General features: G+C 68.1%; 19 protein-coding genes and 1 pseudogene. 8 read left to right on the top strand and 12 right to left on the bottom strand.

The features are described 5' to 3' along the window. Positions 1-29: 29 nt before the first annotated feature. Complete coding sequence (locus AAFN46_RS09870) at positions 30-599, bottom strand: hypothetical protein (RefSeq protein ID WP_347808509.1); 570 nt, start codon at positions 597-599, stop codon at positions 30-32. Positions 600-776: 177 nt separating this feature from the next. Between AAFN46_RS09870 and AAFN46_RS09865 the strand changes: the two genes are divergently transcribed. After that, entirely contained in the window at positions 777-2,468 is a 1,692-nt protein-coding gene (locus AAFN46_RS09865) for a diguanylate cyclase (RefSeq protein WP_347808508.1), read from the top strand. On the opposite strand, the gene AAFN46_RS09860 is transcribed toward AAFN46_RS09865, so the two are convergent. The 3 genes from AAFN46_RS09860 to AAFN46_RS09850 all read right to left on the bottom strand — a co-directional run bounded on the left by AAFN46_RS09860 (position 2,423) and on the right by AAFN46_RS09850 (position 4,373). Continuing rightward, positions 2,423-3,100 carry a lysoplasmalogenase gene (locus AAFN46_RS09860; protein WP_347808507.1) on the bottom strand — a complete coding sequence of 226 codons (678 nt, stop codon included), beginning with the start codon at positions 3,098-3,100 and terminating at the stop codon, positions 2,423-2,425. The genes AAFN46_RS09865 and AAFN46_RS09860 overlap by 46 nt on opposite strands. Positions 3,101-3,357: 257 nt before the next feature. Then, a complete protein-coding gene (locus tag AAFN46_RS09855; RefSeq protein ID WP_347808506.1) occupies positions 3,358-3,666 on the bottom strand; it encodes an AzlD domain-containing protein in 309 nt (102 codons plus the stop codon). Then, entirely contained in the window at positions 3,663-4,373 is a 711-nt protein-coding gene (locus tag AAFN46_RS09850) for an AzlC family ABC transporter permease (protein WP_347808505.1), read from the bottom strand. The genes AAFN46_RS09855 and AAFN46_RS09850 overlap by 4 nt, the downstream gene beginning before the upstream one ends. Before the next feature lie 117 nt (positions 4,374-4,490). Between AAFN46_RS09850 and AAFN46_RS09845 the strand changes: the two genes are divergently transcribed. Together AAFN46_RS09845 and AAFN46_RS09840 are read left to right on the top strand one after the other, a co-directional pair. Continuing rightward, the gene (locus AAFN46_RS09845; RefSeq protein WP_347808504.1) at positions 4,491-5,387 is read left to right on the top strand and encodes a LysR family transcriptional regulator; all 897 of its coding nucleotides are present in this window, start codon (positions 4,491-4,493) and stop codon (positions 5,385-5,387) included. A gap of 135 nt (positions 5,388-5,522) precedes the next feature. Continuing rightward, a pseudogene (locus AAFN46_RS09840) lies at positions 5,523-6,431 on the top strand (WGR domain-containing protein); the annotation flags it as partial. Positions 6,432-6,771: 340 nt separating this feature from the next. On the opposite strand, the gene AAFN46_RS09835 reads toward AAFN46_RS09840, so the two are convergent. The 5 genes from AAFN46_RS09835 to AAFN46_RS09815 form a co-directional block, all read right to left on the bottom strand. Further along, positions 6,772-7,173: a protease inhibitor I42 family protein gene (locus tag AAFN46_RS09835; RefSeq protein ID WP_347808503.1), complete on the bottom strand. Its 402-nt coding sequence runs from the start codon at positions 7,171-7,173 to the stop codon at positions 6,772-6,774. Positions 7,174-7,228: 55 nt separating this feature from the next. Then, entirely contained in the window at positions 7,229-9,616 is a 2,388-nt protein-coding gene (gene lon / locus AAFN46_RS09830) for an endopeptidase La (RefSeq protein ID WP_347808502.1), read from the bottom strand. 63 nt (positions 9,617-9,679) lie between these two features. Then, positions 9,680-10,366, bottom strand: a complete 687-nt coding sequence (locus tag AAFN46_RS09825; protein WP_347808501.1) for a hypothetical protein — start codon at positions 10,364-10,366, stop codon at positions 9,680-9,682. Continuing rightward, positions 10,363-11,073 (bottom strand): hypothetical protein, encoded by a 711-nt coding sequence (locus AAFN46_RS09820; RefSeq protein ID WP_347808500.1) that lies wholly within the window; start codon positions 11,071-11,073, stop codon positions 10,363-10,365. Before AAFN46_RS09820 ends, AAFN46_RS09825 begins: the two co-directional genes overlap by 4 nt. Continuing rightward, positions 11,070-12,161: a methyl-accepting chemotaxis protein gene (locus AAFN46_RS09815; RefSeq protein WP_347808499.1), complete on the bottom strand. Its 1,092-nt coding sequence runs from the start codon at positions 12,159-12,161 to the stop codon at positions 11,070-11,072. The genes AAFN46_RS09820 and AAFN46_RS09815 overlap by 4 nt, the downstream gene beginning before the upstream one ends. Positions 12,162-12,320: 159 nt before the next feature. On the opposite strand from AAFN46_RS09815, the gene AAFN46_RS09810 reads away from it, so the two are divergent. Beyond that, positions 12,321-13,070 (top strand): AraC family transcriptional regulator, encoded by a 750-nt coding sequence (locus tag AAFN46_RS09810; protein ID WP_347808498.1) that lies wholly within the window; start codon positions 12,321-12,323, stop codon positions 13,068-13,070. Between the two features lie 160 nt (positions 13,071-13,230). Here the strand turns inward: AAFN46_RS09810 and AAFN46_RS09805 are convergent, their stop codons facing one another. Then, positions 13,231-14,085 carry a sulfurtransferase gene (locus AAFN46_RS09805; protein ID WP_347808497.1) on the bottom strand — a complete coding sequence of 285 codons (855 nt, stop codon included), beginning with the start codon at positions 14,083-14,085 and terminating at the stop codon, positions 13,231-13,233. A 102-nt stretch (positions 14,086-14,187) separates the two neighbouring features. Between AAFN46_RS09805 and AAFN46_RS09800 the strand changes: the two genes are divergently transcribed. After that, positions 14,188-14,979, top strand: a complete 792-nt coding sequence (locus tag AAFN46_RS09800; protein WP_347808496.1) for a lysophospholipid acyltransferase family protein — start codon at positions 14,188-14,190, stop codon at positions 14,977-14,979. 101 nt (positions 14,980-15,080) lie between these two features. On the opposite strand, the gene AAFN46_RS09795 is transcribed toward AAFN46_RS09800, so the two are convergent. Then, positions 15,081-16,139 (bottom strand): SMP-30/gluconolactonase/LRE family protein, encoded by a 1,059-nt coding sequence (locus tag AAFN46_RS09795; protein WP_347808495.1) that lies wholly within the window; start codon positions 16,137-16,139, stop codon positions 15,081-15,083. Between the two features lie 111 nt (positions 16,140-16,250). Between AAFN46_RS09795 and rnd the strand changes: the two genes are divergently transcribed. Genes rnd through AAFN46_RS09780 form a run of 3 tightly spaced genes read left to right on the top strand, consistent with a single transcriptional unit; the run spans position 16,251 to position 18,621 of the window. Next, positions 16,251-17,366, top strand: coding sequence for a ribonuclease D (rnd, locus tag AAFN46_RS09790; RefSeq protein WP_347808494.1), 1,116 nt, complete (start codon positions 16,251-16,253; stop codon positions 17,364-17,366). Next, the gene (locus AAFN46_RS09785) at positions 17,363-17,656 is read left to right on the top strand and encodes a YcgL domain-containing protein (RefSeq protein ID WP_347808493.1); all 294 of its coding nucleotides are present in this window, start codon (positions 17,363-17,365) and stop codon (positions 17,654-17,656) included. Before rnd ends, AAFN46_RS09785 begins: the two co-directional genes overlap by 4 nt. 50 nt (positions 17,657-17,706) lie before the next feature. Further along, a complete protein-coding gene (locus tag AAFN46_RS09780; RefSeq protein WP_347808492.1) occupies positions 17,707-18,621 on the top strand; it encodes a D-2-hydroxyacid dehydrogenase in 915 nt (304 codons plus the stop codon). Positions 18,622-18,626: 5 nt separating this feature from the next. Here AAFN46_RS09780 and AAFN46_RS09775 read toward each other — a convergent pair whose 3' ends face one another. Next, the gene (locus tag AAFN46_RS09775) at positions 18,627-20,249 is read right to left on the bottom strand and encodes a methyl-accepting chemotaxis protein (RefSeq protein ID WP_347808491.1); all 1,623 of its coding nucleotides are present in this window, start codon (positions 20,247-20,249) and stop codon (positions 18,627-18,629) included. Between the last annotated feature and the right edge of the window lie 64 nt (positions 20,250-20,313).

The raw sequence follows: 20,313 nt of genomic DNA, 5'->3' as shown, positions 1-20,313 counted from the left end.
GCCAAGAGCTTGCGGCAACCCAACCGCCATCACGGCAACTGATCCATGATGAACTCGCCACCACCCTGCAGCGGGCCCAGTGGGTTGCGCTTGACCTCGTAGCGACGAATGTTCGGCTCGCCGTTGCTGACCTTGTGCACCAGGGTGTCGTCGACCAGCACGAACACGGCGCGGAAGCTCCAGCCTTGCAACTCTCGAGTCTTGCGGAAGTTGAGCACGTCGGCCCAGAAGTTGCCGACCCTCTGGGTGTCGGTTTTGTTGAATTCGAAGGCGTAGCCGACGCAGCGGTCCTTGGCCTCCAGGCACTGCAGCATGCCCTCCGGCAGGTACTCGATGGGGATGTTGGGCTGGACGAACAGCAGACGCAGGTCGATAAAGGAGAGCATCTTGCCGTTGCCCTGGGTCAGCGGATCGAAGCCCAGGGAGAACAGCTCGGAGCGGGTGGTCTTGCCCGGCTGCGCCTGGGCGTAACGGATCTCCGTGTCGGTGTAATCGCCGAAGGGCGAGACCACTTCCGCGCGCTGGCTGGGTAGCAGGCTGCTGCAGCCTGCCGACAGGAACAGGGGAAGCAACAGCAGCGTACAGCGACGGCTAGGCATGACATCCTCCTACTACGATTTCCCTTCTTCCTCATATAGACGATTCGGAGCCGGCTTGCCGTCTCAGGCGGGGCATACGGTCGCCGGAGGCGACGGTCAGAGGTGCATGGCTATCTCGGTGGTAACGGTTACTCTTGTTCCACAACGGAACTGAGGGCCGCGGTAACGATGCGGACTATGACTCGACTTCAGGCCGGCTTCGTGCTGGCGCTCTTCATGCTCAGCCTCAACCTGCTGCTGCCTGTGCTCGGGGCACGTTGGCTGGAGGAAACGCATCAGCGTTCCGAGCATGAGAAGGACAAGCAGGAGCGCAGCGAGTTGCTGCTATCGGCCCTGGTGAATGGCGAGACCGGTCAGCGTGGTTTCGTCATCACCGGCCGTGAGGATTTTCTCACCCCGCTCTACCAGGGCTTCGCCGCAGCCGACAAGTTGATGCGGGAGCTGCAGGTCGGCCTCACCGGCGACGATGAGCTGCGTGAGGCTCTGGATGGCCTTATGCCGGTGGTCGCCGAACAGCGCGGCTACCTTGTCAAGGTCATCGAGCTACGCCGCACCCAAGGCATGTTGGCCGCCAGCGAGTTGATCAGCCAGGGCAAGGGCAAGCAGCTGATGGACGATCTGCGCGCGCGAATCGGCAAGATGCAGGGGTTGATCCAAGGTCGTCTGCTGCTGTTGGAGCAGCGCCGCCAGTGGCAGCAGCAGGTCGTGGTGGCTCTGCTGGTGCTGCTCGGCCTGCTGGACCTGGCGGTGATCGGCCTGCTGTTCCACTTCACCTTCCGCCTTCTGCGCGAGGGGCGAGTGATACGGCAGAACCTGCAGGCTCTGAGCGAGCAGTTGTCCGGCGGCCTGCAACGCCTGGAACTGCGCAACCGCGAGATTTCCCTGCTCAGCCGAATGGCCGGCGCACTGCACTCGATCAATAGCTTCGACGAGTGCTACGGCATCATCGGTCGCTTCGCCGGCCAGCTGTTCCCCAACGATGCCGGCAGCCTGAGCCTCTATCACCCCTCGCGCGACGTGTTGGGGGATGTCGCCCATTGGAATGGCTGGCCGGACGGCCTGGATCTGTTCGAACCGCACGCCTGTTGGGCCATCCGCCGTGGTCAGAGCCATCAGGTGTTGGAGCCGGACAAGGATCTGCCCTGTCCGCACCTGCAGGGCACGCCCATGTCCGGGCAGGGCTATGTCTGCGTGCCGCTGATGGCCCAAGGCGAGCCACTCGGCGTGCTGACCCTGAGTGGGGCAAAGGCGCCCGACCTGGAACTGGCCGAGGCCTTCGCCGAGCAGGTGTCGCTGGCGGTTTCCAACCTGTCGCTGCGGGAAAGCCTGCGTCAGCAGTCGCTGGTCGATGCGCTGACCGGCCTGCACAACCGTCGCTTCCTCGACGAGACCCTGCGTCGCGAGCTGCTGCGCGCCGGACGCAAGCAGGCACCGGTGGCCGTGGTGCTGCTCGATGTGGATCACTTCAAGCGCTTCAACGACAGCTTCGGTCACGAGGCCGGCGATCTGGTGCTGCGCCAGCTGGCCACCGAGATAAAGCGCAGCGTGCGCAGCAGCGACCTGGCCTGTCGTTATGGCGGCGAGGAGTTCGCCCTGGTGATGCCGGAGATCGGTCCCGAGGAGGCCATCGAGCGTTGCGAGGCCCTGCGCCTGGCAGTCGGCCGCCTGCAGGTGCGCTATGGCGGCCAGCCGCTGGGGCCGATCAATATTTCCCTCGGCCTGGCCTGGTTCCCCCAGGACGGCGAGCGGATGGATGCGCTGCTGAATGCCGCCGACCTGGCGCTGTACCAGGCCAAGCGCGGCGGGCGCAATCGCCTGTGCATCTACCGCGCGGAGATGGATGGCGCCGAGCAGGCGCCCTCCAGCTGAGGCCGGTTCAGCACCGCCGAGGCGGCGATGCCCAGCTGCCCCAGCCAGTAGCTGAGGATGATGGCGTAGCCCGCGCCCTCGAAGGGGGCGACGAAGCGGCTGATGCCGATCAGGCTGTCCGACAGCACGAACAGCACCGCGCCAGCGGCGGCCAGCCAGGCGCTGCGGGCCGGTACCGCGCCGATCCGGGCCAGGGCGCGCCAGAGCATGGCGCCGATGGCCAGGCTGTAGAGCGCTACCGGCAACAGCAGCGACCCCAGGCCGGCCCTCGCTAGCACGGCGAACATGGCGCTGGCGGCCGTTGCCGCTACCAGGAGTTCGAGTGGCGCCAGGCGGCGACTGTCGCCGAGGTAGGCGAGCAGATACGCCAGATGGGCAAGCAGGAAGGCACCCAGGCCGAAGACGAACAGATCGGCAGGCCACTCCAGCAGCATGTCACCCAGCAGGGAAAAGCCCAATCCTATGCCGACCCAGCGCCTGTAGGCGCCAACCGGTGCCGCGTGCAGCCAGAGCAGTAGGCCGATTACCGGTACGGGCTTGCTGAGCAGGGTGAGCCACTTGAGTTCGAGGTGCAGGCCGAGCAGGAACAGGACCACGCCAACCAGGGTGGCGAGCAGGAGCAGTGGGCGCATGGCGGGCTCCCTTCTGACTGTGGCGCCATTATCGTGAGCGCAGAGCTCGCCGACGCGACAGGGGGTGACAACCCGGGCGGCTTTTCGCGTCAGCGCGCCACGCTCGATGCATCGAGGCTGGTCCGCCAGTCCCGTGTATGCGGCGCAAGGCGGTATAAGCAATCGGTCTCGGCAGACGGTTAGCGAGCGCCTAATCTGGCCTGCTTATTACTCTCGGGCTACCCATCTTCCTCAAGCGTCTCGGCCAGTACGGCCAATCAGATCTGCCTGAACACCGCAGCAGTCAGGATGCCGATGGCAATCGCGGGTAGCGGCTTCTTCACCAGCAGCATGGTCACGGCCGTGGCGGCGAGCGCCAGCCGCGCCGCGTTATCGCCTTGCACGGCCATGGGCGCCAGGATGGCGACCAGCACCGAGCCGGACATGGCGCCGATGAACTGTTTGACGCGAAAGCCGATGGGCACGTACGACATCACGTAGACCCCGCCCCAGCGGGTGGCCAGCGTCACCAGCGCCATCAGCACGACCAGCAGCAGGGCGCCGTAGCCTGCGCTTTCAAGGCTCATTTCCTGCCCTCCGTCCAGAACATCCCGGCCACGCCGCCGGCCAGCGCGCCCACCACCACATGGCTGTTCTCCGGCAGGTAGCGCCAGGCCAGCAGCGAAGCGCCGGCCGCCACCAGCCAGATGAACAGCAGGCGCAGGTTCTTCTCCCCGCCCACGACCATCGCCAGCAGGAAGCACCCCATCACCATATCCAGGCCGAGGGTCTTCGGGTTGTGGATGGCGCCGCCGAAGTACAGGCCCAGCCAGGTGCCCAGGACCCAGAACGCCCACAGCGCCAGCCCGCCGCCCAGCAGCAGGCCGATGCCCGGCTGGCCGCGGTTGAGCGCCTGCATGGACATCGCCCAGTTGGCGTCCGAGGCGGTCAGCATCACCCCGTAGCGGCGCAGGGGCGGCAGCTGGCGCAGCCAGGGATAGAGCGTGGCGCCCATCAGCAGGTGGCGGGCGTTGATGGCGAACACGGTGATGGCCAGGGTGAAGATCGGTACCTGGGGCCCCCACAATTCGAGCGCGGCGAACTGCGACGCCCCGGCGAACACCAGCGCGCTCATCGCCATGATGGTCAGGCTGTCCAGCCCGGCCTGCACCGCGGCCAGGCCGAAGGCCGCGCCAAACAGGGTAACGAACAGCGACAGCGGGATGAGCTGGCGGAAGCCATCCCAGACCATCTGGCTGTCGAATTCGTGCAGATTCGTATCGGCGTCTGCCATGCCTCACTCCAAGCGAGTACTGCCTCTCTTGGGTGCACTATGCGATGCGTCTTTGATTAAGGAAAACGAATAATTCAGCTATAAGCTATCCGCTAAACGAATCCATAGGCCGAGACCATGAACTATCAGGATCTCCAGATCGACTGGCTGAAATGCTTTGTCGCCGTGGTAGGAGCCGGCTCGCTCTCCGCCGCGGCGCCCGAAGTGCATCGCTCGCAATCGGCCGTGAGCATGCAGCTGAAGAAGCTGGAGGCCGCGCTGAACTGCCAGTTGCTGATTCGCGGTCCCCGCCAGCATCAGTTGACCCCCCAGGGAAAACTGCTGCTGGGCTATGCACAACGCATGCTCGACCTGCATGCGCAGACCCAGGCGGCATTCCATGGCCAGGAGATGACCGGGCAGATTCGCCTGGGCGTGCCGGACGACTATGCGGCAAGCTACCTCACTCCGGTGCTCAAACGTTTCGCCCAGAGCCACAGCAGCGTGGAGATCGAGCTGCTGTGCGAGCAGTCGACCTCGTTGATTCCCCGTGTCGAGAAGGGCGACCTCGACCTCGCCCTGGTCTCGCGCGACCATCCCAGGCAGGGCACCCTGTTGTTCTACGAGCCGCTGGTGTGGGTCGGCTCGGCCCAGTTCCAGGCCTGGCGCCGTGACCCGTTGCCGATCGCCGTCTACGAAAGCACCAGCCTGGCCAAGCGCAACGCCATCAACTCGCTGGCCATGCAGGGGCGCCGCTACAAGGTGGTGTACAACAGCTCCAGCCTGGCCGGGCAGATCGCCGCGGTCGACAGTGGCCTGGCCATCGCGGTACTGACCCAGTGCAGCGCCCCCGCCCATCTGGAAGTGCTCGGCGCCGAGCACGGGCTGGGGCCGCTCGAACCCATGGAAGTCGCGGTCTACCGCAGCCGCGCCTCGCAAGCATCGGCGGCGGTCGACAGGCTGTACGACCTGCTGATCGAAACGCACCGGCTTTCCTCTTCCTCGGGAAGGGCTGCCAGTTCAGGTGCGGGGTAGGGCGGGTTAGCCGAAGGCGTAACCCGCCGAGCGATGTATCGCCATCCACCCAAGCCATGTTGCCACCCTGCCCGCAGGCGCCGCGGAGTGGCGGTGGACCTCATTCAGCGCGGGTCAATGACCCGCCCTACAGGGCTGAGCATCTGCTACGCCCCTGGCCCGACCGGGAAAATGCTGATGAACTTCGGCCCCATCAACCAACGTGGCGGCGAAAAGCGCCTGAACGTAATTTTTAGCCGCGCCCGTCAGCGCATGGCCATCGTCACCAGCATCCACTCCGACGCCATCACCAACACCCACAACGACGGTGCTTCGGCGCTGAAAGCCTTCCTGCAATTCGCCGAAGCCAGCTCCCGCGGCGAAAGCGAGCGCGCACAAAGCATCCTCAGCACCCTCAACCCCGGCGCGCAACGCTCATTCACCACCGCCGCGCCCTACAGTGCCCTGCGCACCGCCCTGGCCAATGCCCTGCGTGCCAAAGGCCATGTGGTGCATGAACACGTCGGCAGCTCGCAATTTCGCTGCGATTTGGCCATCGTTGACGAAGCCACTAGCGCTTATCGGCTCGGCATTCTACTGGACGGCAGCCGTGACGGCAGCGCCGTCGAAGTGCGCGAACGCTACGTCTTCCAACCCACCGTGCTGCGCAGTTTTGGCTGGAAAGTCATCGACGTGCCCGGCAAACAATGGCTCGCCGACCCCGCCGGTCTGCTCGCTCGCATCGAAGCCGCCCTGTGCGACGACAGCCCAGCGCTAGTCGAACAGGAAGAGGTGTTGAAGGAGATCGCCGACGTCTGCATCCCCGAGCCCGAGGTGTCACCCATCACCACCGACCTGCAGGAGTTCCGCTTTGAACAAGGCGGCTCGGCGAAATTCTGGAAGATCGGCGTGGTGGGAGATGAGCTCACCGTGACCTTCGGGCGCATGGGCAGTAAGGGGCAGACCCTGATCAAAAGCTTCGACAGCAACGCAAGAGCCGAGCATGAAGCTCGCAAGCTGATCGACGAGAAAGTTCGTAAGGGGTACGTGGAGTGGTCGGAGTAGAGCCGGAAGGCACTGCGACACGATGAGCTGAGGCTAAATCGCATCGGGTAGAGACCGGCTTATCTGTTGTAACCGGACTCCTACCAGTAGCCCCTGACTCCTGCCACTCACCCCAACGCCTGTTTGCTCCGGCGATGGCCGGTCATCCGGTTACAGCCAGATTTCCCCCGAACGAGGCGACTCCGCGATCCTGCGTAGCACCCGCTGCGCCTCTTCGCGGTTCCTGCAGGCCAGCAGGAAGCGGTTCTTGCCGGACTTGCGGGGCGTGCCGCCTTGGCGGTGAAGATTTCGCCGCTGCCCAGATGCTCGGGGATGCGCACGCCAGTCATGGCGCGGGGGATCAGCGCACGCCGATTTGGCAGTCGATGGTCTTGGCCGGTGGCACCTCCACCTCCCAGGGGCGGCGGTAGTGCATGAGCAGGCGGCCGGAGCCGGTCTGGTAGGCCTGGTAGCGCCACACGGACTGGCCGCCGGCGCCCACCAGGCCGGCCTCCTCGGGCGTCATGTAGACCTCCGGGCCCAGGCTGCGCAGCACGCCGGGGGCGGCGTCGGCCACCACCCAGCGAAAGCCGGTGGTGGGGTTGCTCGGCAGGGTGATGGTCAGGCTCTGGCCCTGGCGCAGCTGCATCGGGCACTGGCCCAGCTGCTTCTCCTCCAGGCTGACGCTGGGCTTGGGTTGTGTGCTGCAGGCCCCCAGCAGGGCGAGGACGCAGGGCAGCAGCAGGCGGTGGGGGCGGTTCATGGCGGACTCCTGTCGAGCGAAAACCCGCACAGCATAGCCGCTGCGCGGGGCCGGGTCAGTCGAACAGCACACTGGCCACGTCGGCGAAGCGCTTGGCGAAATGCACGGTCAGGCCTTCCTGCAGATGGTCCGGCAGTTCGGCGAAGTCGCCGCGATTGGCGTCCGGCAGGATCAGTTCGAAGAGCTTCTGCCGGCGCGCCGCGATGACTTTCTCGCGCACCCCGCCGATGGCCAGCACTCGGCCGGTGAGGGTCAGCTCGCCGGTCATGGCCACGCCTTTTTTCGGTGCCTGGCCGCGCGCCAGCGAGAGCAGGGCGCTGGCCATGCTGATGCCGGCGCTGGGGCCGTCCTTGGGCGTGGCGCCTTCGGGCACGTGCAGGTGGACGAAGGCCTGGTCGAAGAAGCCGGGATCGCCGCCGTACTGCTGCAGATGGGCGGTGATGTAGCTGTAGGCGATCTCCGCCGATTCCTTCATCACCTCGCCGAGCTGGCCGGTGAGTTTGAAGCCACGGTTGAGCCTGTGGATGCGCGTGGCCTCGATCGGCAGGGTGGCGCCGCCCAGGCTGGTCCAGGCCAGGCCGGTGATCACGCCGACCCCGGCCAGCAGTTGCTCGCCGCGAAACGGCGGCATGCCCAGGTAGCCCTCCAGGTCCCTGGGGCCGATCTTCACTTTCTCGTCCGGTTCCTCGAGCAGCTTGACCACCGCCTTGCGCACCAGCTTGCCGAGCTGCTTCTCCAGCTGGCGCACGCCGGCCTCGCGGGCGTAGCCCTCGATCACCGCCCTGAGCGCGGCGTCGCCGATGCCGAGTTGCGCCTTCTTCACCCCGGCCTTTTCCAGCTGGCGCGGCCACAGGTGCTGCTTGGCGATGGCCAGCTTCTCCTCGGCGATATAGCCGGACAGGCGGATCACCTCCATGCGGTCGAGCAGCGGCCCGGGGATCGAGTCGAGGGTGTTGGCGGTGCAGACGAACAGCACCTTGGACAGGTCCAGGCGCAGGTCCAGGTAGTGGTCGAGGAATTCGACGTTCTGCTCCGGGTCGAGAGTCTCCAACAGCGCCGAGGCCGGGTCGCCCTGGTAGCTGGCGCCCATCTTGTCGATCTCGTCGAGCATGATCACCGGGTTCATCACCCCGACTTCCTTCAGCGCCTGCACCAGCTTGCCGGGCATGGCGCCGATATAGGTGCGGCGGTGGCCCTTGATCTCCGCCTCGTCGCGCATGCCGCCCACGCTGAAGCGGTAGAAGGGCCGGCCGAGGCTCTCGGCGATGGACCGGCCTATGCTGGTCTTGCCCACGCCGGGCGGGCCGACCAGCAGCACTATGCTGCCGGCGATCTCGCCCTTGAAGGCGCCGACGGCGAGGAACTCGATGATGCGCGCCTTGATGTCGTCCATGCCGGCGTGGTGCCTGTTCAGCACCTTGCGCGCGTGGCCGAGGTCGAGCTTGTCCTGGCCGAGCACGCCCCAGGGTAGGCTGGTGGCCCAGTCCAGGTAGTTGCGGGTCACCGCGTACTCGGGCGAGCCGGTCTCCAGGATCGACAGCTTGCCTAGCTCCTCGTCGATGCGCTTGCGTGCCTGTTCGGGCAGGCTCTTGCCCTCCAGGCGGGCGCGGAACTCGTCGGCGTCGGCGCTGCGGTCGTCCTTGGTGATGCCCAGTTCCTGCTGGATCACCTTGAGCTGCTCCTTGAGGAAGAACTCGCGCTGGTGCTGGGCGATCTTGCGGTTGACCTCGGCGGACAGCTCGTTCTGCAGGCGCGCGACTTCCACTTCCTTACGCAGCAGCGGCAGCACCTTCTCCATGCGCCGCAGGACGGGCACGCAGTCGAGCACCTCCTGCAGTTCGGCGGCGGGGGCGGTGGTCAGGGCGGCGGCGAAGTCGGTGAGCGGCGCCGGGTCGTTGGGGCTGAAGCGGTTGAGGTAGTTCTTCAGCTCCTCGCTGTACAAGGGGTTGAGCGGCAGCAGCTCCTTGATCGCGTTGATCAGCGCCATGGCGTAGGCCTTGACCTCGTCGCGCGGGTCGTCGGCGCTGCGCGGGTAGTCGACCTCGGCCAGGTAGGGTGGGCGGTGGCGCTTGAGCCAGCCGCGCACGCGTACCCGCGACAGGCCCTGGGCGACGAACTGCAGCTTGCCGCCTTCGCGGCTGGCGTGGTGCACGCGCACCAGGGTGCCGTGCTCGGGCAGGCTGTCGGTGTCGAAGTGGCGCGGGTCGCTCACCGGCTGGTCGACGTAGAACAGCGCCAGGCACTTGTGCTCGGTGTTGGCCACCAGCTCCAGGGTCTCGCTCCAGTGTTCCTCGTTGACTATCACCGGCAGCACCTGGGCCGGGAAGAACGGGCGGTTGTGGATGGGGATCACATAGAGCTTGTCCGGCAGCGACTGGCCGGGCAGGGCCAGGGCGGTGGTGCCGGCCTCGATGATTTCCGGGGAGTTGTCCTGATCGTTCATGGCGCACCCTTGCTGATTCCTTGGGTGCTAGATGGGGCCCTCCGGCTCTATTTCAACCGCGCTTCAGGCGCTGCCGAGACGGGTGCTGTGCAGCAGGCGCTCGATCGGCGGGGTGAGCAGGGCGAAGCAGTCGGCCGGCGCCAGGCGCGGCTGGCGCGCCTCGATCAGCTCGCTGCGCAGCTGCGCCAGCAGGCCGCGCAGCTGCTCGTCGGTGTCGCGCTTGGCGATGCGCGCGCACAGCTCGCGCATCTGCCGCTGCAGCACCGGCGGGCATTGCCCGTAGTTGGCGGCGCGCACCGCCAGGCCGCGCAGGCGGGCGAGGTCTTCCAGGTGGCGGCAGGTGTCGGCCAGGCCCTGCACGGCCAGGCGCTCGCCGAGGGTCTCGATGACGCCGAGCAGGGCCTCGATCACCCGGCTGTGGCTGTCGAAGTCGGCCGGCTTCATGCGCAGCATCGGCCATTCGCAGTGCAGCGGCGGCAGTTCCAGGCTCTCGCCGGGCCAGTTCAGCCACAGCTGGTCGAGCTGGCGGGCCAGGGCGTTGCGCTGGCTGACCGCGGGCAGCTCCTGCTGGGCGCCGAGCCCGCGATGCTTCTGCAGGGCACGCAGCAGTTCCAGGCTGCGTTGCAGGCACTGGGCCTGCAACTGTTCGAGCGTGGCGCGGTGCATGCGCGCGGCGTGGCGGGTCAGCAGCTGGCCGAGCACCAGCAAGGCCAGGCCGAGGCCCAGGGCGAAGACGAATTCGGCGCTCAAGTACGGGGCTCCTGGTGGTTGCGGTCGGCGACGAGCAGGCGCTGGCGCAGGGCGCCGAGCTGCTCGTCGATCAATGGGGTGAGCAGTTCGAAGCATTCCTGTGCGCTGATGCCGACCTGCAAGGGCTCGATCAACTGGCGCTGCAGGCGCTCGAGGGCGCTGGCCAGGGCGCCGTGCGGGGCGGCGCCGCGTTGCAGGCGCAGGCTCAGGTAGCGCAGCTGCACCTGCAGCGGCAGAGGGCAGCGCGAGGCGCGGGCGCCGCGCACCGCCAGGCCGCGCAGGCGCGCCAGCTCCTCCAGTTCGCGACATTGGCGGGCGATGTCGAGTTCCTCGCCCTGGCGCAGCTCGAACAGTTGCATGGCGGTCAGCAGTCGCTCGATCAGGCGGCAGTGGGCATCGAAGTCGTCGGGGCGGCTGCGTGGGCCGGGCCAGTCCCGCTGCAGTTCCTCCAGTTCCTGGGCGGCGGGTGGCAGGTTGCGCCACAGCCGCTCCAGTTCGTCGGCCAGCTGCCGGCACTGGTTGCGCGCGGCGGCGCTGTCCTGGCCGCCGAGGCCGCGATGCTTCTGCAGACGCTGCAGCATCTCCAGGCTGTGCATCAGGGCCTGCAGCTGGGCGTGGTTGTGCCGGCGCTCCCGCTGGCGGGCCTTCTGGCGATAGAGCAGGGCCGCCAGCAGACCGGCCACGAGCAGGGCCAGGGCGATGCTCATGCGGCGTCCCCTCCGGTGAGGCGCGCCAGGTACTGGGTCAGGCCGTGCAGTTCGCGGTTCTGCGCGCTCTGCTGGGTCAGCGCGGCATCGATCTCGTGCAGTTGCAGGTTGAGTGCCTGGTTGGCCTGGGTGTGCTCGGCGAGCGCCTGGCGCATGGCGCCGAAGCCCTGCAGGTGGGTGCTGCTGAAGCCGGCCTGGGCGTGCAGCTGCTCGGCCAGCGCCAGGCTGCGCTGGCAGCCCTGGCCGAGCAGCGCGCGATGCTCGTCGACCTCGCCGCGCACCCGTTGCACGGCCAGGCCGATGGCGCCGACGGCGGTGGCGATCTCGCCGGTCGCGGCGGCGGTGGACTGCGCCAGGTTGCGCACCTCGCCGGCGACCACGGCGAAGCCGCGGCCCTGCTCGCCGGCGCGCGCGGCCTCGATCGAGGCATTGAGTGCCAGCAGCTGGGTCTGCTTGGCCAGCGCCTCGATCAGCTGCACAGCCTGTTCGACCGCCCTGTTGTGCCGCTGCAGCTGTTCCACCGCATCGGCGGTGCGACTCAGGCTGGCCTGGATGCGCTGCATCTCCTCGCCCACGAAATGGGCGTCGCGCTGGCCGGCCTCACTCATTTGGTGCAGGCGCTGGAAGGCCAGCAGGGCTTCCTCGGCCAGCTCGCCGATGTGCACCAGGGTCTGGCCGATCTGCTCGCTGGCGGCGGCGATGCTGCCGACCCGCAGGTTCTGCGCCTCGCCCTGGCGCTCGGTGTGCTCGGCCATGCGCTCCAGCGCCTGGGCGGCGAAGCGCACCTCGCTGCGCAGGCGCTCGCTAGCGCGCTGCTCGCCGCCGCAGGCGACCAGCAGGCGGCCGTGCTCGGGGCTGCCGCCGAACAGCGTGGCCAGCTGTTGCAGCAGCCTCTGCTGGGCCTGCTGCTGGCGGCGCCAGCTCAGGCTCTGGGCGCCGCCCAGATAGAACAGCAGAAGCAGCAGGGCGAGGGCCGCCACGGCCTGGTCGAGCAGCGCCAGCAGCGTGCAGGCCAGCGCCAGGGCGCCCAGCAGCCAGGGGCGCAGGGGGCCGCAGCGGTGCAGACAGGAGATGCCGAGTTCCAGCATGGCGAGGTCCAGCGAGGCAGTCAGTGGTGGTCTTCAAGCAAGATGGAGGCCACTGGCCGGGTGCGACCACCTGTTTTGTGGGTGTCACTCGTCGCAACCTGTGTCGTTTCGAGGTGCAACCTGATAGGGTTCGCACTTGTCTCAAACCGGAACCCGAGCATGCTCAACGCGCGCCTGCTGCGCCTGGACGACCAGGCCCACCAACACGCCCACGACCACCATCAGCTGGTGATGTCGCTGGCGGGGCGCGCCGAGTTCGAGGTCGGCGGGCGTGGTGGCGAGGTGTGCCGGATGCGCGCCTGCCTGGTGCCGGGCGATGCCGCGCACGAGTTCGCCGGGGTGGGCGACAACCGCATGCTGATCCTCGACCTCGACGAGCAGGGCACCTCGCCCGAGGACCTCGGCCTGCTAGCCGAGCTGTTCGAGAGCCCGCGCTACCCGACCCTGGATGCCGACTTCCAGAACCTGCTGAGCTACGCCGGCGCCGAGCTGGCACGCTACGGCAGCGACCCGCACCTGGCCCGGGCCCTCGGCGGCGTGCTGCTGCGCGCGCTGCACCTGCGCCTGTTCGGCGAGCGGGTCCGCCGCGCCGCCGGCGGCCTCGACCTGGAACGCCTCGACAGCTACATAGTCGAGCACCTGGCGCGGCGCATCACGGTGATCGAACTGGCCCAGGTGGCCTGCCTCAGCCCCAGCCATTTCCATGCCCAGTTCAAGGACTGCGTGGGCCTGACCCCGCACCAGTACCTGCTCAAGACCCGCCTCGACCACGCCGCGCGCCTGCTGCGCGAGAGCTCGCTACCGCTGGTGCGGATCGCCGAGGAATGCGGCTTCTCCAGCCAGAGCGCGCTGACCACGGCGATGCGCCGCTATATGGGGCTGACGCCCAAGCGCCTGCGCGGTTTGTAGCCCAGGCGGGCCTTGGTTGCGATCGGCGACTCCCTCACCCCGGCCCTCTCCCGGAGGGAGAGGGAGTACAGGGGCTGCGTCGACACTCTTCCCCTCTCCCCCCGGGAGAGGGGCGGGGGTGAGGGGGGCAGACGGCTGGACGCATCCCTTCTTCGGCGGCTCAGTCGCCGGTCGCCACCGGCCGCGCCGGGTCGGTGATCCATTCGCTCCAGGAACCGGCATACAGCGGCGCCAGCGGGTAGCCGGCCAGGCTCATGGCGAACAGGTTGTGGCAGGCGGTGACGCCCGAGCCGCAGTAGGCCACCAGCGACTCCACCGGGCGCGCGCCGCGCAGGGTGTCGAAGCGCGCGCGCAGCCGTTCGGCCGGGAGGAAGCGGCCATCGTCGCCCAGGTTGTCGGTGAACGCCGCGCACTGGGCGCCGGGGATATGCCCGGCCACCGGGTCCAGCGGTTCCACCTCGCCGCGAAAGCGCGGCAGGGCGCGGGCGTCCAGCAGAGTCAGCTCGGCGCCGCCGAGGCGCTGCTGCAGCTGCGTGGCGCTGAGCAGCAGGGCGGCGTCGGCCTGGCCTGTGAAGCTGCCCGCGGCCGGTGTCGGGGTGTCGTTGTCCAGCGCCAGGCCGGCGTCCTTCCAGGCCTTGAGGCCGCCATCGAGCAGGTAGACACCGTCACGCTTGCCCAGCCAGGCCAGCAGCCACCAGGCGCGGGCGGCGAAGGCGCCGGGGCTGTCGTCGTAGAGAACGACCTGCGAGTCGTTGTCGATGCCCCAGGCGCGCAGCTTGTCGATCAGGGTGGAGGGCTCGGGCAACGGATGGCGGCCGGTCACGCCCTTGACCACGGGGGCCGACAGGTCGTGCTCCAGGTCGGCGAAGCGGGCGCCGGGGATATGCCCCTCGGCGTAGACGCGGGCGCCGTAGGTCGGGTCGTCGAGCGCGAAGCGGCAGTCGAGTAGTACCAGGCCGGGCTCCTGCAGACGGCTGTGCAGGCGTTCGGCATCGATCAGCTGGGCGAGTGGCATGGGAGCTCCTGTGTCGCATGCATGACTAGGCGCATCATAAGGACGGATACGAATAATCAGAAGCGAACAGCCCCCAGGTTCGCCATGCGAGGAAGCCGTTTCATGCTCAGCCTGCAACCTGCCATCGAAAGCGCCAACCTGGCCCGCCGCATCGGCGTGGTCCTGGGCTCGCTGCTGGTCACCTGCTACTACTGCAGCAAGGTGCTGTTGCGCGCCCTGGTCGGGCGGCTCGGGCGCACCGACGTGGACCGCTACACCCGGCGCTGGTCGGGCCTGCTGCTGCGCCTGGTGCGCATGCGCCTCAGCGTGCATGGCGAGATTCCGGATTTCAGCGACGGGCACCGCTATATCCTGCTCAGCAGCCACGCCAGCCATTACGACATTCCGGCCAGCTTCGTCGCCCTGCCGGGCTCGATCCGCATGCTGGCGAAGAAGGAGCTGTTCCGCATTCCGCTGTTCGGCGCGGCGATCCGCGCCGCCGAGTTCCCCTCGGTGGACCGGCACCATCGCCATCAGGCGGTGAAGGATCTGGAGAAGGCCCGGCAGATGATGGAGAGCGGCATCGTCCTGTGGGCCGCGCCCGAAGGTACCCGCTCCCGGGACGGCCAACTGCTGCCATTCAAGAAGGGCTGTTTCCGCCTGGCCCTGGATACCAACGCACTGATTGTGCCGATGGTGTTTCGCGGCATTCACGAAGTGCTGCCGGCGCGCACCTGGCGCTTCAACCTGGGCCTGCCGGTGCAGCTGCATATCGGCGCGCCGATAGATGCCAGCCGCTACGGCGTGGAGCAACTGGCCGAGCTGATGGCGCAGACCCGCCTGAGCATGCAGGAACTGCTGGGCGAACCGGCGCCGAGTCGGCAGCCGCGGGGCCTGAGCGAACAGCCGATTTAGCGAGATATCTCCCTCTCCCCAAGGGAGAGGGTTGGGGTGAGGGGCGAGTTGTCGATAATCTCCCTCACCCCTGGCCCTTCTCCCGGGCGGTGAGGGGAGTCTCAGCGAATCCTCAGCCTGCCGATGCGGTCGTTGTCCAGGCTGCCCAGGTACAGGTAGTCGCCCACCGGCTTGACCGAGGTGACCATGCGCAGGTGGCTGCCGCTAGTGTCGTGCAGGCTCTGCACGATCTCGCCCTGTTCGTCGAGGGCGATGGCCAGGCCGTAGAGGGTCGGCTTCGGCCACAGCGCGCGCGGCAGCTTGGCCAGCTGGGCCTTGAGCCAGGGCTGGTTCTGCAGGAAGTCGGCATCGCCCTTGCGCGGCGTCGGCAGGGCCACCCAGAAGGTGCCGGCGCCGTCGCCCTGCAGGTTGTCCGGCATGCCCGGCAGATTGTCGGCGAACACCTCGCTCTGTCCGGCCTTGTCGCCCTTCAGCCAGTAGCGCTGGATGCGGTAGCGGTAGGTCTCGTTGACCAGCACGAAGTCCTCGTCCTTGGACAGCGCCACGCCGTTGGCGAAGTACAGGTCGTCGAGCAGCACTTCGGTCGTGCCGTCGGCCGGATCGAAGCGCATCAGGCGGCCGTGCGGGCGACCTTCGAGCAGGTCGAGCAGGTAGTCCGGCTGCTGGAAGCGGCTGGAGGCGTCGGTGAAGTAGATGCGCCCGTCGCTGGCGATGTCGAGGTCGTCGGTGAAGGCGAAGGGCAGGCCGTCGGTCTCGGTGCTGAGCACCTCGATCTGCCCCTGCGGGTCGATGCGCAGCAGGCCCTTGTAGGCGTCGGCGAGGATCAGGTTGCCGGCCGCGTCGAAGTCCATGCCCAGCGGGCGGCCGCCGGTGTCGGCGAAGGTCTCGACCCGGTCCTCGGCGATGCGCACCACACGGCCGTCGTGCAGGCCGGCGTAGAGGCGGCCCTGGGCGTCCACTGCGCTGTCTTCCGGGCCCTGCACCTGCCCCAGGGCCAGCAGCTCGGCCTTCATCAGCGCGTCGTTGGGTTCCAGTGCGCCGGTCATGGCCGGTGCCGGCTGAGGTTGCCAGGCCAGCGGGTCGATGGGGCTGGGGGTGACGGCGAGGTAGGTGCCGGCGCCGGCGATGGACAGGGCCAGCAGGCCGAGTAGCTTCTTCATTGTTGTTCTTCCCTGTAGAGAAGTGGCGCAGTGTACACGCCATGCAGGGCGTGAATGTCCTGTATCCGTGCCGGGCATATATACTGCGCGGCATTGCCGAAGGAGAGCCGCGTGGCTATCGATATTCAATGGATCCTCGACGACGCCAGTCTGGCGCGTCATTGCGCCGAGTGGCGGCAGTTGCCCTACGTGGCTCTCGATACCGAATTCATGCGGGTCGACACCTTCTACCCCATCGCCGGCCTGCTGCAGGTGGGCGATGGCCAGCGCGCCTATCTGATCGACCCCCTGCAGGTGCAGGACTGGGCGCCCTTCGCCGAGCTGCTGGAAGACACCCGCGTCACCAAGGTGCTGCATTCCTGCAGCGAGGACCTGGAAGTCTTCCTGCGCCTGACCGGCGCGCTGCCGCAACCGCTGTTCGACACCCAGCTGGCCGCCGGCTACCTCAATATCGGCTTCTCCATGGGTTACTCGCGCCTGGTGCAGGAAGTGCTCGGCATCGAGCTGCCCAAGGGCGAGACCCGCTCCGACTGGCTGCAGCGCCCGCTGTCGGCGACCCAGGTCAGCTACGCCGCCGAGGATGCCCAGCACCTGGCCGAGCTGTATCGGGCGCTGCTGCCGAAGCTGCCGGCCGACAAGCTGGCCTGGCTGCTGGAGGATGGCGCCGAGCTGGTCGCCAACCTGCGCCGCGAGACCGACCCGGACGAGGCCTACCTGGAGGCCAAGCTGGCCTGGAAGCTGTCGCCCCAACAGCTCGCCGTGCTGCGCGCCCTGTGCGCCTGGCGCGAGCGTCAGGCACGCGCGCGCAACCAGCCGCGCAACCGCATCCTGCGTGAACACTCGCTGTGGCCGCTGGCGCGCTTCCAGCCGGATAACACGGTGGCCCTGGCGCGTATCGAGGACATGCACCCACGCACCGTGCGCCAGGATGGCGAGACCATCCTCAGGCTGATCCGCGAGGCCGCCGCGCTGCCGCCCGAACAGTGGCCCGCGGCGCTGCCCATGCCGCTGCCGATCGAGGCCGGCGCGCTGCTGAAGAAACTGCGCGCGGTGGGCCAGCGCGAGGCCGAGCGCCTGCAGATGGCGCCCGAGCTGATGCTACGCAAGAAATCCCTGGAGGCCCTGCTCAAGAGCGGCTTCCCCGACGGCCCATGGACGTTGCCGGACAACCTGCGCGGCTGGCGCCGCGAACTCATGGGCCAGGCCCTGCTGGACGAACTGCAATGAAGAAGATCTGCTCCATCTACAAGAGCCCACGCAAGAACGAGATGTACCTCTATGTGCTCAAGGCCGAGGCCCTGAGCCGTGTGCCCGAGGGCCTGCTGGCCGCCTTCGGCACCCCGCAGCTGTGCTTCGAGATGATCCTCACCCCGGAGAAGAAGCTGGCCCGCGAGGACATCGCCCAGGTGCTGGAGAACCTCGACAAGCAGGGCTACCACCTGCAGATGCCGCCGCCCGAGGACGACTACATCGAGCACCTGCCGGAAGAGCTGCTGCGGCGCAACGATCCGGTCTGATGTCGCCCACTCCTTCGGCCTCTCTGTCGCAGGCGGGAGAGGAGAGCCAGATGCGCGTCCTGCTGCTGGAGCGCGAGCAGGCCCGCTACGCTGAGCTGCTGCGCTCCGCCGAGCCCGACCTCGAACTGCTGCACGACCCGGCCCAGGCCGCCAGTTGCCCGGTCTGGCTGGTGCAGCCGGACCTGGCCGTGCCGTTGCTGCGCCAGGGCCTGCGACCGGCCTGGTTGCAGTCGACCTGGGCCGGCATCACCCCGCTGCTCGCCAGCGGGCTGCCGCGCGACTACCGCCTGAGCCGGGCCGTGGGCATCTTCGGCCAGCCGATGGCCGAGTACCTGCTGACCTACCTGCTGGCCCATCGCCGGCGCCTGCTGGCGCGCCTGGCCAGCCAGGTGGAGCGGCGCTGGGACGACCGGGCGCCGCCCAGCCTGCGCGGCTGCAAGCTGCTGATAGTCGGTGCCGGCGACATAGGCACGCAGGTGGCGCGCCTGCTCGCGCCCTTCGGCGTGGAGCTGCGCGGTATCGCCGCCCGGCCCAGGGTCATCGCACCCTTCGCCGAGGTGCACGGTCTCGATGCGCTGGCCGAGCAGGCGGCCTGGGCCGACTGCGTGCTCAACCTGCTGCCGGATACCCCGGCCACCCGCGATCTCTACGACGCCGCGCTGTTCGCCGGGATGCGCGCCGATGCGCTGTTCGTCAATGCCGGGCGTGGCTCGGCGATGGTCGAGGCCGACCTGCTCGCGGCGTTGCGCGGCGGGCGGCTGGCCGGCGCGGTGATCGACGTGTGCCGCGAGGAGCCGCTGCCGCCCGGGCATCCCTTCTGGGAGGCGCCGAACCTGCTGCTCAGCGGGCACAGCGCGGCGCCCACGGATCCGGCGGCCATGGCCGAGCTGTTCCTCGACAATCTGCGCCGCTATCGCTCCGGGCAGAGCCTGCGCGGCGAGGTGGACTTCGTGCGCGGTTATTGACCGCGTCAGAAGCTGAAACGCTGCAGCATGTTCTGCAGGCGTCCGGACATGCTCTGCAACGCCTGGATGGCCTGGACTATGCCGCCCTGGGCGGCGGAGTTCTCCTCGACCACCTGCGCCACCCGCTCGACATTGGCCGCCACCTGTTCGCTGGCGGCACGCTGTTCCTGCAGCGCGTCGGAGATCATCCGCACCGCGGCCAGCGACTCGTCCAGCGCCGCGCGGATATCGCGCATCGACACGCCGGCCTTCTGCACCAGACTCGTGCCCCGATCCAGGCGTTCGCGACCGGCGCCCATGCTGCTCCTGGCCTGGTCCACGCCGCTTTGGATGGACTCGACCAGGGCCACGATCTCGGTGGTCGACTGCGCCGTGCGGCTGGCCAGACTGCGCACCTCGTCGGCCACCACGGCGAAGCCGCGACCCTGCTCGCCGGCACGGGCCGCCTCGATGGCGGCGTTGAGCGCCAGCAGGTTGGTCTGCTCGGCGATGCCCTGGATCACGTCGACTATGGCGCTGATGTCGGCCGACTGGGCGGCCAGCCGCTCGATATCGCTCGAGCTCTGCTGCACCAGCTCGGCGATGCGGTTCATCTCCGCGCTGGCGGCCTCGGTCACCCGCAGGCCGTCGTCGCTGAGGTCTCCGGCCTTCTGCGCGCGGTCGCGGGTGTGCTGGGCATTCTCGGCGATCTGGCCGATGCTCACCGCCATCTGCTCCATGGTCGCGGCGATGGCCGCGGCGGTGTCGCTCTGCACGTTGGCGCTGTTGAGCACCTGCTCGGAGGAGGTGGCCAGCTGCAGCGAGGCGCATTCGATCTGCTCGGAGGCCTCGCCGATATTGCCGATCATGTCGCGCAGGCCGTGGCGCATGCTCTGCACCGATTTCATCACCCCGGTGCTGGCGGCGTCCGCGGCGCTCTGGGTGTCCAGCCGGCCGGCGGCGATGCGTGCGCTGAGCGCCTCCAGCTCACCGGGCTCGGCGCCCAGCTGGCGGTGCAGCAGGCGGCTGAAGTGCAAGGCCTGGACGCTGCCCAAGCTGAGGGCCAGGAGCAGCACGCCCAGGCTCAGCGCGAGGCTTTCGGCATAGGCGGCCTGGCCGAGGTCGTACTGGCGCTTGGCCTCGCCGAGCTGGGCCTCGATCAGCTCGGCGAACTTGGCCGACAGCGGGTCGATCAGCGGGTACAGGCGCTGGTCGGCGAAACGCCGCATGGCGGCGCGGTCTTCGTTGTGCAGCAGCGTCTGCAGTTGATTCAGGGGCTGTTCGGCGGCGGCCATCAGCGGCTTGATCTCGGCGATCAGGCGCTGCTCCTCGGGGATTAGCTGGGTGGTCAGGTAGGCCTGCCAGGTCTGGTCGATCTCGCCGCGGGCCTCGGCGATCAGCTGCTGCGCGGCGCTGGGGCTGAGGCTGCCGCTGTTGGCCTTGTGGGTGGCGTCGACTATGTTGACGGCGTACAGGTCGGCGATTCGCTTGAGGTCGCGCAGCGGCACGACGCGGTCCAGATAGACCGTTTCCAGGCCACGCACCGTGAATTTCAATTCGTGCAGGCCGAGCAGGCCGACCAGCAGCAGGCTCAGCAGCAGGGTGCCGATGAGCAGGAACAGATGGGTTCTGATCTTCCAGTTTTTCATGGCGTTCATCCTTGAAACTGGGCAGGGAGTGGCCAGGGGCCATAACAGATAAGAGCCTAGATCA

It is taken from the genome of Pseudomonas sp. CAU 1711 (genome assembly GCF_039888625.1).
In the GTDB taxonomy this organism is placed as follows: domain Bacteria; phylum Pseudomonadota; class Gammaproteobacteria; order Pseudomonadales; family Pseudomonadaceae; genus Aquipseudomonas.
The sequence above is the reverse complement of the archived record's forward strand: the minus strand, read 5'-3'. Positions and strand labels throughout refer to the sequence as shown.

Bases quoted from the DNA above. Each gene is read 5' to 3' on its own strand.
- AAFN46_RS09810 (WP_347808498.1), top strand. From the start codon at position 12,321: ATGCTCAACGCGCGCCTGCTGCGCCTGGACGACCAGGCCCACCAACAC.
- lon (WP_347808502.1), bottom strand. From the start codon at position 9,616: ATGAACGATCAGGACAACTCCCCGGAAATCATCGAGGCCGGCACCACC.
- AAFN46_RS09775 (WP_347808491.1), bottom strand. From the start codon at position 20,249: ATGAAAAACTGGAAGATCAGAACCCATCTGTTCCTGCTCATCGGCACC.
- AAFN46_RS09850 (WP_347808505.1), bottom strand. From the start codon at position 4,373: ATGGCAGACGCCGATACGAATCTGCACGAATTCGACAGCCAGATGGTC.
- AAFN46_RS09865 (WP_347808508.1), top strand. From the start codon at position 777: ATGACTCGACTTCAGGCCGGCTTCGTGCTGGCGCTCTTCATGCTCAGC.
- AAFN46_RS09780 (WP_347808492.1), top strand. From the start codon at position 17,707: ATGCGCGTCCTGCTGCTGGAGCGCGAGCAGGCCCGCTACGCTGAGCTG.
- AAFN46_RS09795 (WP_347808495.1), bottom strand. From the start codon at position 16,139: ATGAAGAAGCTACTCGGCCTGCTGGCCCTGTCCATCGCCGGCGCCGGC.
- AAFN46_RS09855 (WP_347808506.1), bottom strand. From the start codon at position 3,666: ATGAGCCTTGAAAGCGCAGGCTACGGCGCCCTGCTGCTGGTCGTGCTG.
- AAFN46_RS09845 (WP_347808504.1), top strand. From the start codon at position 4,491: ATGAACTATCAGGATCTCCAGATCGACTGGCTGAAATGCTTTGTCGCC.
- AAFN46_RS09785 (WP_347808493.1), top strand. From the start codon at position 17,363: ATGAAGAAGATCTGCTCCATCTACAAGAGCCCACGCAAGAACGAGATG.
- AAFN46_RS09820 (WP_347808500.1), bottom strand. From the start codon at position 11,073: ATGAGCATCGCCCTGGCCCTGCTCGTGGCCGGTCTGCTGGCGGCCCTG.
- AAFN46_RS09800 (WP_347808496.1), top strand. From the start codon at position 14,188: ATGCTCAGCCTGCAACCTGCCATCGAAAGCGCCAACCTGGCCCGCCGC.
- AAFN46_RS09815 (WP_347808499.1), bottom strand. From the start codon at position 12,161: ATGCTGGAACTCGGCATCTCCTGTCTGCACCGCTGCGGCCCCCTGCGC.
- AAFN46_RS09870 (WP_347808509.1), bottom strand. From the start codon at position 599: ATGCCTAGCCGTCGCTGTACGCTGCTGTTGCTTCCCCTGTTCCTGTCG.
- AAFN46_RS09860 (WP_347808507.1), bottom strand. From the start codon at position 3,100: ATGCGCCCACTGCTCCTGCTCGCCACCCTGGTTGGCGTGGTCCTGTTC.
- AAFN46_RS09835 (WP_347808503.1), bottom strand. From the start codon at position 7,173: ATGAACCGCCCCCACCGCCTGCTGCTGCCCTGCGTCCTCGCCCTGCTG.
- AAFN46_RS09805 (WP_347808497.1), bottom strand. From the start codon at position 14,085: ATGCCACTCGCCCAGCTGATCGATGCCGAACGCCTGCACAGCCGTCTG.